We start from the raw sequence: 10,303 nt of genomic DNA on the forward strand, positions 1-10,303 counted from the left end.
GATACCCAGACATCATCGTCACTGAGGAGAGCGACATGAACTGGGATATCATTCAGGGTAAATGGAAGCAGCTCAAAGGCTCGGCCAAAGTCAAATGGGGCGAGCTGACCGACGACGATCTGGACCAGATCGACGGCAACAAGGACAAGATGTCCGGCAAGCTGCAGGAAAAATACGGCTATACCAAGGATCAGGCCGACAAGGAAATCGACGACTATTTCCACGACAAGTGATCCCTGATCCGGATCGACCAATCTGAGAGGGCGCCCGTTTGGGCGCCCTTTGTCATGGGCGCCGCAGGTCCGGGCCGCTTGATCCCGGCCCGATCCTCGGGCACCAAGGCCCCCACGCCCATCGCCGGAGCACGCCCATGCATTATGCCTATGCCGTCGAGGGGAACCGTCTGGTGCGCCACGATCCCGACCGCGATCTGGCGGGCGCGATCTGGATCGACCTGATCCAGCCCACAGATGATGAAATGGCCCGGCTGCGCGATCTGGGCGTGCCCCTGCCCACCCTGACCGAAATGGAAGAGATCGAACTGTCGAACCGGCTTTATCGCGAAAACGGGCTGGATTACATGACCGCCGTGCTGCCCGGTGAAAAGGGCAGCGGGGAAAGATCCTCGATGCCGGTCACCTTCATCCTGTCGCCCGACCGGCTGGTGACGGTGCGCCATCATTCGCCGCGCCCTTTCCTGACCTTTCCGACCCGGGCCGAGCGGTCGACCCTGGGCTGTACCGGCGCCGATCGGCTGTTTTCCGGCCTGATCGAGGAGATCATCGCCCGACAGGCCGATATTCTGGAAGGCGCCGGGCGGACGCTGGACGACACCACGGCGGGCATCTTTGAACGCCGTGCCGCCGCTGCGTCTTCCGACCGGCTGCAGGCGGCGCTGCAGGGCGTGGGCCGGGAGGCCGAGACGATGGCCCGCGTCCGTCTGGCCCTGCTGACGATCGAACGCATTCTGGCCTTTTACACCGCCACCATCGACGACCGCCCCGAGGCCGATCGCCTGCGCCCCGTCATCCGCGCCCAGATGCGCGACGTGCAGGCGCTGGAGGTACATGCCGATTTTCTGGGCAGTCGGGTCAGTCTGGCGGTCGACACCACGCTTGGCATGATCAACCTGCAGCAGAACAACACCGCCCGCATCCTGTCGGTCATCGCGGCGCTGTTCCTGCCGCCGACGCTGATCGCCAGCATCTATGGGATGAATTTTACCAATATGCCCGAACTGGGCCAGCCCTGGGGCTATGCCTTTGCGCTGGTGCTGATGGGGGCCACGACGCTTGGCACCTATCTGTTCCTGCGCTGGAAGCACTGGCTCTAAAGACTGTCGATCAGGTCCAGCATATCGGGCGGCAACTGACCTTCGGACAGGGTGACGCTGTGGGGGGGGCTGGCATCCTCGGTCACGGTGATGGCGTAACGCATCCGGTCGGGGCAGGCGGGGCAGGGGACATCGGCCAGCCGCGTCAGACTGCCGAGGCGGAACGCGGCACAGATTTTACCGCGCAGGGGTTCGGGCAGCGCCCCGGTATCGATGCGGCGCGGGGCCGGGGCAGCGATGCCGCCAAAGCCGCCATGGGTTCGGATCTCGATGATCATGGGCCCTCACTCGTCGCGGTGACGATAGGCCTAGACGGCGATTCCCACAAGTTTCCATGCCCGGCGCAGCATCACCACGGTCGGGCTGCCCGCGCCGGTCAGGTCAGTGGCGCTGCGCAGGGTCCGGTCGGCCCAGTCCGAAAAGCTGGCCATCGGATTGTTGATGTCCTGCAATGTTTTGTACCAGATCCGGCCCGGCACCTGCCATGCCTGCCCGCCAAGATAGGCGCAGAACAGATAGAAGGCGTGGTTCGGAATGCCCGAATTGATATGCACCCCGCCATTGTCGTCGGTCGTGGTGTTGTACTGATCCATGTGCCAGGGCTGGGGATCGGTGCCCAGCAGATCGTCGGCATAGGCGGTGCCCGGCGCCTTCATACTGCGCAGCGCGACGCCGTTGATGCCGGGGCCCAGAATGCCGCGCCCGACCAGCCAGTCGGCTTGATGCACCTCTTGTCCCAGCACGCGCTGCTGGGCCAGTGCGCCAAAGACGTCGGCGACATGTTCGTTCAGCGCCCCCGACTGGTTTTCATAGATCAGCCCGCCGGAATGCTGGATGACGCCATGCGCCATCTCATGCGCGATGACCGACAGTTCCAGAAAGGTGCGGAAAATCTTTCCGTCGCCGGTGCCATAGGCCATCTGCTGGCCGTCCCAGAAAGCGTTGTTGTAATTGCGGCGATGCTGGACGGTGGCGATCAGCGGCATTCCCCGCCCGTCCAGCGAATTGCGGCCATATTCCTCGGCAAACAGCGAAAACACCTGACCCGCGCTGTCATAGGCCATGTCGGCGTCAGAGATGCTGGATGGCCCGTCGCCTTCGGATCGGACCAGACGACCGGGCAGGGCGGCACGGAAATCGCCGTCATGGATGCGGCGGTCGGGACAGCACAGGTCGGGATCGGCTTCGGGCAGGATCCCCTGAGCGGCGGGCGGCAGGCTGGTCAGGGCGGCGCGGTCCACCCGCAGCTGTTCATCATGGCGCAGCAGGGTCCGGGCCATGTCGGCGGTGGCGGGATCGCCCCGCAGCGCCAGCACCCGCAGCATATAGGGCGGCACGATGCAGGCGATGGGATTGTGATGACAGCAGGACAGCGACAGGCACATGAGGCGACCCCCGGCTTAGGACTGATCCCAAGAGTAGCACGGATCACCCGCCCGGCAAGGGGCGGGTGTTCACGTTTTATTCGGGCCCTAGTCCAGCCGCTTGCCAGTGTCCTTGTGGAACAGATGCAGCGCGCCGGGGCGATAGGACAGACGCAGATCGTCCGACAATTCGGCATCCGAGGCCATGGTGATGGTGATGCGCTGATCGCCGGTCTTGCCATGGACCAGACGCTGCGCGCCCAGTTCCTCGACCGCCAGAACCCGCATCTCGATCGGGCCGTCGGGGGTGACGGTCAGATCCTCGGGGCGGATGCCGATCTGGCCCGCATGGGCGCTGCCCGCCAGATGCGGCACGGCAGAGCTGTCGATCAGGTTCATCGCCGGGCTGCCGATGAAACTGGCCACAAAGGCCGAGGCCGGGCGGCGATACACCTCCAGCGGGGTGCCGATCTGTTCGATCTGTCCGCCATTCAGCACCACCAGCCGGTCGGCCAGCGTCATCGCCTCCAGCTGGTCATGGGTCACATAGATCGAGGTCGTTCGCAGACGTTTCTGCAATTCCTTGATCTCCAGCCGCATGGCGACGCGCAGCTTCGCGTCGAGGTTCGACAGCGGCTCGTCGAACAGGAACGCCGCCGGTTCACGCACGATGGCGCGGCCCATGGCGACCCGCTGGCGCTGACCGCCCGACAGGGCGCGGGGCTTGCGGTCCAGAAACGGGCCGATCTGCAGGATGTCGGATGCGATGCCCACCCGGCGCTCGATCTCGTCCTTGGGGGTGCCGCGGTTCTTCAACCCATAGGCCAGATTCTGGCGCACCGACATATGCGGGTAAAGCGCATAGTTCTGGAACACCATCGCGATGTCGCGGTCGGCGGGTTCGACATCGTTGACAACGCGGTCGCCGATGCGGACCTCGCCCTCGCTGATGCTTTCCAGGCCCGCGACCATGCGCAGCAGCGTGGATTTCCCGCAGCCCGAGGGGCCGACAAGGACCAGAAATTCACCATCCGCGATGTCGATATTGACGCCGCCCACGGCGCGGGCGCCTCCGGCATAGACCTTGCCAAGGTTGTTCAGGGTGATGGATGCCATCTTATTTCTCCGTCTCGACAAGGCCTTTGACGAACAGGCGCTGCATGGCGATCACCACGATCACGGGGGGGATCATCGCCAGCATCGCGGTCGCCATGACCAGATGCCATTGCGGCAGACCGTCCACGGCATCCGCCATGCGTTTGATCCCCGCAACGATTGTATAATAATCCGAGCTGGTCGTGATCAGCAGCGGCCAGAGGTACTGGTTCCAGCCATAGATGAACAGAATCACGAACAGCGCGGCGATATTGGTGCGCGACAAGGGCAGCAGGATGTCGCGAAAGAACTTCATCGGACCGGCACCGTCGATGCGCGCGGCCTCGGTCAGCTCGTCCGGGATGGTCAGGAAGACCTGACGGAACAGGAACGTGGCGGTGGCCGATGCGATCAGCGGGATCGACAGACCGGCATAGCTGTTCAGCATCCCCAGATCGGCGACGACCTGAAAGGTGGGAACGATGCGCACCTCGACCGGCAGCATCAGGGTGATGAAGATGCACCAGAAGGCCAACCCCCTGAAGGGAAAGCGGAAATAGACCACCGCAAAGGCCGACAGGACCGAGATCACGATCTTTCCGATGGCGATCGACAGGGCCATGATCATGCTGTTGAACATCATCACGCCGACCGGCGGCGTGCCGCTGGTGGACACGCCACCGCTGAGCATGCGGCTGTAATTGGCGATCATCTGGTCGCCCGGCCACATCGGGATCGTGCCCGACATGAAGGCCGTCGGCCCGTGGGTGGAGGCCACGAAGGCCACCCACACCGGCAGGGCCACGACGCAGACGCCCAGGATCAGCGTCAGATGGGCAAGGGCGTTCAGGATGGGGCGGTTCTCGATCATCAGTAGGCCACCTTCTTTTCCACGAACCGGAACTGGATCACTGTCAGGATCAGCACCAGCACCATCAGCACCACCGATTGCGCGGCCGAGCTGCCAAGGTTCTGGCCCACGAAGCCGTCGAAATAGACCTTGTAGACCATGATGTTGGTAGCCTGTGCGGGGCCGCCTTCTGTCGTGGCGTCGATGACGCCGAACGTGTCGAACATGGCATAGACGATGTTCACGACCAGCAGGAAGAAGGTCGTGGGCGACAGCAGCGGGAACGTGATGTCGAAGAACCGCCGCACCGGACCGGCGCCGTCGATGGCTGCAGCCTCGCGCAGGGACGCCGGGATGGCCTGCAGGCCCGCCAGAAAGAACAGGAAATTATAACTGATCTGTTTCCAGGCGCTGGCGATCACCACCAGCGTCATCGCATCGCCCTTGTCCTGGATGTGGTTCCAGTCATAGCCCAGCCCCCCCAGCAGATAGGGCATGATGCCGATGGTCGGGTTGAAGATGAACCACCACAGAATGCCCGCGACCGCAGGCGCCACCGCATAGGGCCAGACCAGCAGCGTCGTATAGACGCGGGTCGACCGGATCATGCGGTCTACCGCGATCGCCAGCAGCAGCGACAGGCCCATCGACAGCACGGTTACCGAAATCGCAAAGACCGCCGTCACCTGAAGGCTGTTCAGGTATTCGGGACTGTTCCAGAGACGGACAAAGTTCTCCAACCCCACGAATGATGTGCGGGTGCCGAAGGCATCCTCGCGCAGGAAACTTTGCCGGACGGCCTGAGCGGCGGGCCAGAGGAAGAAGATGAACGTGATGATCAGCTGGGGTGCCAGCAAAAGCCAGGGCAGCAGCTGATTGCTGAAAATGGTGCGCTTCATCGGGGACCTGCGGGGGGGAACGGGAAAGACCGGGGCCGCGCCTGATGCGCGGCCCCGGCCGTCATGATGCCAGGGTTACTGGTTCTGGGCCTGGAACTGTTCCAGCAGGTCATCGCCACGCGCGACCACCGCATCCAGCGCGCCCTGCGCATCCTTGGACCCCGACAGAAGCTGCTCGAACTCCTCGTCGATGACGCCGCGGATCTGGACATAGCTGCCAAAGCGCAGACCCTTGGAGTTTTCGGTCGGCTCGTTCAGCGTGATTTGGCGGATGCCGGTATCGGCGCCGGGGTTCTCGGAATAAAAACCCTCCAGTTCGTCATAGGCGGCCTGCGTGATCGGCAGATAGCCGGTAAAGGACGCCCAATCTGCCTGCACCTCGGGCTGGGTCAGGTATTGGAAGAAGGCGGCGGTGGCCGCGTATTCTTCGTCTGTCTTGCCCGACAGCACCCACAGCGAGGCGCCCCCGATGATCGAGTTCTGCGGCGCGCCTTCGACATCTGCGTAATAGGGCAGCATGCCATAGCCCAGATCAAAGGCCTCGGTATTGGCGATGATCCCGGCGCGGCTGGCCGAGCTGCCCATGATGATCGCACATTCCTGCCCGTAGAACATCGGGGCGGCATTGTCGCCGCCGACCGGGCCGCCATATTTGAAGATGCCCTCGTCGGACCAGCGCTTGAGGTTGTCCCAATGCTTGACCTGAACGGGGCCGTTCAGCGACAGACGCGCATCCAGACCGCCGAAGCCGTTTTCCAGCGTGCCGATGGGCTGGTTGTGCCAGGCCGAGACGTTCTCGGTCTGCGCCCAGCTGATCCATTGGGTGGTAAAGCCGCAGGTCGCGGCTTCGGATTCGATGATCTGGTTGCTGAATTCCTCCAGCTGTTCCCAAGTTTCGGGCGGCTGTTCGGGATCAAGGCCAGCAGCCTCGAAGACCGTCTTGTTGTAATACAGGATCGGGGTCGAGCTGTTGAAGGGCATCGACAGCAGATTGCCTTCCGGATCGGTGTAATAACCGACGACCGAGGGCAGGAAGGCGGACGGATCGAACGCGTCGCCATGGTCGGCCATCAGTTCATGGACCGGAACGATGGCGCCATCGGCGGCCATCATCGTGCCGGTGCCAACCTCGAACACCTGAACGATGGCGGGCTGCTGGTTCGCGCGGAATGCGGCGATCGCGGCGGTCATCGTTTCCGGGTATGTGCCTTTGTAGGCGGGCGTGACGGTGTATTCGTCCTGGCTGTCGTTGAAGCCCTGGGCGATCTCTTCCAGTTTGGCGCCCAGTTCGCCACCCATGGCGTGCCACCATTCAACATTGGTCTGGGCCTGCGCGGCCCCAAGCGACGCCAGCAGCGCCACCGCGGATGCGGTGCTATATCGGATCATGGTCAGTCCTCCCCTAGGAGTTGCGGTGATGTCCCCGCCTAACGGCGGTTCACGACAACATCGCAACGCTCATGTGACAGTCATGTGACGACTGAGATGTCTGGTCAACGATTTTCGTTGGCGTTCGGTTTTTTCCGCATCTGCGCGATTGCACCCTTGCCGGTTTCGATGAGCGGCGAGACCACCTTTGTGGCCACCGGAATCAGCGCCAGACCCAGGATCAGCCCGATCACGCCGTCGCAGAACGCGGTCACGACCCATGCGACCACGCCGGGGGCCGCAGGGACGGCGGCAGCGGCGGCCTCGGCCCATCCGTGGATCAGGTCATAGGGCGCATGCCAGCCCATCTGGTGCAGGCCATGAACGATGATCTGTCCTCCGACCCAGATCATCGCCGCGGTTCCCACCACGGTCAGCGCGGTCATCAGCCCCGGCATGACCTTGACGATGCCGCGACCAAGGCCCGCAACGGCGCCGTTTTCCCGCGTCGCCAGATGCACGCCAACATCGTCGGCCTTCACGATCAGCGCGACGAAACCGTAAACCGCGACGGTGATCGCCACTGCGACCAGCGCCAGAATCACCGCCTTCATCAGCAGGCTGTCCTCGGCCGGGATGGTGGACAGCGCGATGGTCATGATTTCGGCCGACAGGATGAAATCGGTCTTGATCGCGCCCGCGACGCGGCTTTCCTCCAGCGCGGCGCCATCGCCGTCGGGGTGGATATGCTTTTGGCTGTCATGGGTATCGGTCTTGTGGAACAGATGCGCGACCTTGTGCGCGCCCTCATAGCACAGATAGGCACCGCCCAGCATCAGCAGGGGCGGGATCGCCCAAGGGGCAAAGGCCGACAGCAGCAGCGCGATCGGCAGCAGGATGACCATCTTGTTGAAGATCGACCCGCGCGCGATCTTCCACACGATCGGCAATTCGCGGCTGGCGTCGAAGCCGCTGACATATTTCGGCGTCACCGCCGCATCGTCGATCACCGCGCCCGCCGCCTTGGCCCCGGCTTTGACCGCCTGTCCCGCGACATCGTCGATCGAGGCCGCCGCCACCTTGGAAATTGCCGCGATGTCGTCCAGAAGTGCGATCAGCCCGCTCATGTCCCGTATCCCTTTGGAATGTCCGCCTGCGACGAGGCGTCGCAGCATATCAGCACCCAGCAACGCGCCCGGCGCAAGCGGGTTCACGGCGAAAACGGGTTCACATGCAAAGGCCCGCGCAAGGCATATGCTGCGCGGGCCTGACGGATGGTTCGGAACTGCCGGCGGGGGCGCCGGCAGCCCTCCGTTGCGGGCGTCTTACGACGCGGGCAGCAGAACCGTGTCGATGACGTGGATCACGCCGTTCGACTGATCGACATCGGGGATCAGGACGGTGGCGGCATTGCCGTTCTCGTCGGTGATCATCAGCGCATTGCTGGTCGGATCGATCGAGGCGGTCAGCGTGCAGCCGCCGACGGTTTCCAGTTCGGCGGTGCCGCCACCGGCCATGATCATGGCGCCCACGGCGGGCGAGAACGCCTCGGTCGGGACGACATGGCAGGTCAGGATGGTCTGCAGCGCCTCAAGGCTTTCCGGCTCCAGCAGGCCCTCGACGGTGCCGTCGGGCAGCTTTTCAAAAGCGGCATTGGTGGGGGCGAAGACCGTGAAGGGACCGGGGCCCGACAGCGTCTCGGCCAGTCCGGCAGCCTGCACGGCGGCGACCAGCGTGGTGTGGTCGGCAGAGTTCACGGCGTTTTCGACGATGTTGTTGGTGGGCAGCATCTCGGCCCCGCCAACCATCGTGTTTTGCGCCATGGCGGGCACGGACAGGGCGACGGTGGCGGCAAGAATCGAAGCGCCGACTTTGGTAAAGCGGGTGTTCATGGACTTTCCTCCGGTTTGGGTCCGGCGCCGCGTGGCGCCTGATACCCTCAACCACGCGCGACGGGCGGTTTAGTTGCCCCGCCCCCCGGTCAAGCCATGGTCACAACAAGGTGAGTTCCGCGATCGCCACCACAGGCCCGGTGGCCTGACCCGTGGGCGATCCGCCCGCAGGTTCGTCCGACAGCGCGATTCTGACCTGCGGCGACGGCTCCATCCCGTCGGGCAGGGTCATCTGCATGTCGCCCTCGCGCGGCAGCACGCCCATCGAAACGGCGGCGCCATCCGGTCCGATCCACCAGATCTCCCAGTCCCGGCCCTGGGCGGCGGGGCCCTGTTCCAGCGCGATCTGCATCTGACGGCCCGAAATCGTCGCGGCGGCCTGCAGGGCCTGATCCGCACTGCCCAGCTGCGCGTGATATTGGGGTGCGGCGGAGGGCGTGCCCGCATCCTGCAGGCCGGGCAACCACAGCACCGCCACGGTCGCCGCAACCGCCACAAGGCCCAGCAGCGCGCCGATCGGACCGCGCCACCAGGACGGACGGGCGGTCGGATCATTGGCCAGCGGCGGGCGGGCATGGCCCAAGCGTTCGCGGATCGCGTGCCGGGCGCGGGCCGGGGCCATGACCGGCGTCAGCGTCATCGCCAGCTCGGCCAGCCGTTCCTGCCAGCCCCGCACGGCGCGGGCGAAATCGGCATCCTCGGACAGGCGCGCGGTCGCGGCCTCGGCCTCGGGGCCCTCCAGCAGGCCAAGCGCCAGTTCGGCGGCCAGCGCCTCGGTGTTCTCGGAGGGGGTCAGGGGCGTGTCGGGGGTCATTGGCTGACACATTCCTTCAGGCGCAACAGGCTGCGGCGCAGCCAGCTGCGCAGGGTGTTGATCGGCATCCCCTCGCGCGCGGCCAGATCGGCATAGCTAAAGCCTTCCAGATAGACGGCGCGCACGGCGCCTGCCTGCGCATCGGCCAGCTGGGACAGGCATTCATGCAGCATCCGGCGTTCCTGCGCCATGATCGTCGCCGATTCCGGGCTGGGATCGCCCGACGGGATCTGCGCCGCCGCATCCTCGGGCGCGGTGGCCGGGCGCGAACTGCGCGCGCGCAGCCGGTCGATGGCGCGGTTGCGGGCGATGGTGATCAGCCAGGTCATCGGCGACAGCCCGTTCGAGGCATAGCGCGCCGCCCCCTGCCAGACCCGGATATACACCTCTTGCAGGGTCTCTTCTGCCTCGGGGCGGTCTTTCAGGACCGACAGGCAGACGGCATGCAGCTTGGCCGAGGTCGCGTCATACAGCGCGTCAAAGGCCGCGCGATCCCCTAGGGCGATGCGCGAGATCAGCGTTTCCAACTGGGATCGGCGGGCGTCTGTCAAAGAGGCATGTCCTTGAATGAGGCGGTCGCGGCGTCGTGGCATGATGCCGCGGGGCCGTCGTGCTTTGGCGCCACCTTATGAAGCCTGCCCCCGCCCGTCAACGCGGCCTCCGTACACGGCGGCGGCTTTGTCCGGGT

12 protein-coding genes are annotated in these 10,303 nt (G+C 64.7%); 2 read left to right on the forward strand and 10 right to left on the reverse strand.

Going from position 1 to position 10,303, the window contains the following annotated elements; genetic code table 11:
• The first annotated feature begins 35 nt into the window (after positions 1–35).
• Both EG885_RS05875 and EG885_RS05880 read left to right on the forward strand, forming a co-directional pair.
• Positions 36–233 carry a CsbD family protein gene (locus EG885_RS05875; RefSeq protein ID WP_131573547.1) on the forward strand — a complete coding sequence of 66 codons (198 nt, stop codon included), beginning with the start codon at positions 36–38 and terminating at the stop codon, positions 231–233.
• 137 nt (positions 234–370) lie between these two features.
• Positions 371–1,333 carry a magnesium transporter CorA family protein gene (locus EG885_RS05880; RefSeq protein WP_131573548.1) on the forward strand — a complete coding sequence of 321 codons (963 nt, stop codon included), beginning with the start codon at positions 371–373 and terminating at the stop codon, positions 1,331–1,333.
• Here the strand turns inward: EG885_RS05880 and EG885_RS05885 are convergent.
• The 10 genes from EG885_RS05885 to EG885_RS05930 form a co-directional block, all read right to left on the reverse strand.
• Entirely contained in the window at positions 1,330–1,611 is a 282-nt protein-coding gene (locus EG885_RS05885) for a protealysin inhibitor emfourin (protein WP_131573549.1), read from the reverse strand. The two genes, EG885_RS05880 and EG885_RS05885, sit on opposite strands and share 4 nt — an antisense overlap.
• A gap of 30 nt (positions 1,612–1,641) precedes the next feature.
• Positions 1,642–2,718, reverse strand: a complete 1,077-nt coding sequence (locus EG885_RS05890; RefSeq protein ID WP_207392211.1) for a M4 family metallopeptidase — start codon at positions 2,716–2,718, stop codon at positions 1,642–1,644.
• A gap of 87 nt (positions 2,719–2,805) precedes the next feature.
• Entirely contained in the window at positions 2,806–3,813 is a 1,008-nt protein-coding gene (locus EG885_RS05895) for a sn-glycerol-3-phosphate import ATP-binding protein UgpC (RefSeq protein ID WP_131573550.1), read from the reverse strand.
• Between the two features lies 1 nt (position 3,814).
• Complete coding sequence (gene ugpE / locus EG885_RS05900) at positions 3,815–4,663, reverse strand: sn-glycerol-3-phosphate ABC transporter permease UgpE (protein ID WP_131573551.1); 849 nt, start codon at positions 4,661–4,663, stop codon at positions 3,815–3,817.
• Positions 4,663–5,541 (reverse strand): sn-glycerol-3-phosphate ABC transporter permease UgpA, encoded by an 879-nt coding sequence (gene ugpA, locus EG885_RS05905; protein WP_131573552.1) that lies wholly within the window; start codon positions 5,539–5,541, stop codon positions 4,663–4,665. Before ugpA ends, ugpE begins: the two co-directional genes overlap by 1 nt.
• 75 nt (positions 5,542–5,616) lie before the next feature.
• Positions 5,617–6,930 (reverse strand): sn-glycerol-3-phosphate ABC transporter substrate-binding protein UgpB, encoded by a 1,314-nt coding sequence (gene ugpB, locus EG885_RS05910; protein WP_131573553.1) that lies wholly within the window; start codon positions 6,928–6,930, stop codon positions 5,617–5,619.
• Positions 6,931–7,034: 104 nt separating this feature from the next.
• Positions 7,035–8,036 carry a DUF808 domain-containing protein gene (locus EG885_RS05915; RefSeq protein ID WP_131573554.1) on the reverse strand — a complete coding sequence of 334 codons (1,002 nt, stop codon included), beginning with the start codon at positions 8,034–8,036 and terminating at the stop codon, positions 7,035–7,037.
• A gap of 198 nt (positions 8,037–8,234) precedes the next feature.
• Positions 8,235–8,801, reverse strand: a complete 567-nt coding sequence (locus EG885_RS05920; RefSeq protein WP_131573555.1) for a fasciclin domain-containing protein — start codon at positions 8,799–8,801, stop codon at positions 8,235–8,237.
• Between the two features lie 100 nt (positions 8,802–8,901).
• A complete protein-coding gene (locus EG885_RS05925; RefSeq protein WP_131573556.1) occupies positions 8,902–9,615 on the reverse strand; it encodes an anti-sigma factor in 714 nt (237 codons plus the stop codon).
• Positions 9,612–10,166 carry a sigma-70 family RNA polymerase sigma factor gene (locus tag EG885_RS05930; RefSeq protein WP_242679523.1) on the reverse strand — a complete coding sequence of 185 codons (555 nt, stop codon included), beginning with the start codon at positions 10,164–10,166 and terminating at the stop codon, positions 9,612–9,614. Before EG885_RS05930 ends, EG885_RS05925 begins: the two co-directional genes overlap by 4 nt.
• Between the last annotated feature and the right edge of the window lie 137 nt (positions 10,167–10,303).

Origin of the sequence: Paracoccus nototheniae, from assembly GCF_004335005.1 — a bacterium.
GTDB classification, from domain to species: domain Bacteria; phylum Pseudomonadota; class Alphaproteobacteria; order Rhodobacterales; family Rhodobacteraceae; genus Paracoccus; species Paracoccus nototheniae.

Excerpts from the sequence above, each read along its gene's own strand:
- EG885_RS05885 (WP_131573549.1), bottom strand. The coding sequence starts at position 1,611 with ATGATCATCGAGATCCGAACCCATGGCGGCTTTGGCGGCATCGCTGCC.
- EG885_RS05880 (WP_131573548.1), top strand. The coding sequence starts at position 371 with ATGCATTATGCCTATGCCGTCGAGGGGAACCGTCTGGTGCGCCACGAT.
- EG885_RS05925 (WP_131573556.1), bottom strand. The coding sequence starts at position 9,615 with ATGACCCCCGACACGCCCCTGACCCCCTCCGAGAACACCGAGGCGCTG.
- EG885_RS05890 (WP_207392211.1), bottom strand. The coding sequence starts at position 2,718 with ATGTGCCTGTCGCTGTCCTGCTGTCATCACAATCCCATCGCCTGCATC.
- EG885_RS05895 (WP_131573550.1), bottom strand. The coding sequence starts at position 3,813 with ATGGCATCCATCACCCTGAACAACCTTGGCAAGGTCTATGCCGGAGGC.
- EG885_RS05920 (WP_131573555.1), bottom strand. The coding sequence starts at position 8,801 with ATGAACACCCGCTTTACCAAAGTCGGCGCTTCGATTCTTGCCGCCACC.
- ugpE (WP_131573551.1), bottom strand. The coding sequence starts at position 4,663 with ATGATCGAGAACCGCCCCATCCTGAACGCCCTTGCCCATCTGACGCTG.
- ugpB (WP_131573553.1), bottom strand. The coding sequence starts at position 6,930 with ATGATCCGATATAGCACCGCATCCGCGGTGGCGCTGCTGGCGTCGCTT.
- EG885_RS05915 (WP_131573554.1), bottom strand. The coding sequence starts at position 8,036 with ATGAGCGGGCTGATCGCACTTCTGGACGACATCGCGGCAATTTCCAAG.
- ugpA (WP_131573552.1), bottom strand. The coding sequence starts at position 5,541 with ATGAAGCGCACCATTTTCAGCAATCAGCTGCTGCCCTGGCTTTTGCTG.
- EG885_RS05875 (WP_131573547.1), top strand. The coding sequence starts at position 36 with ATGAACTGGGATATCATTCAGGGTAAATGGAAGCAGCTCAAAGGCTCG.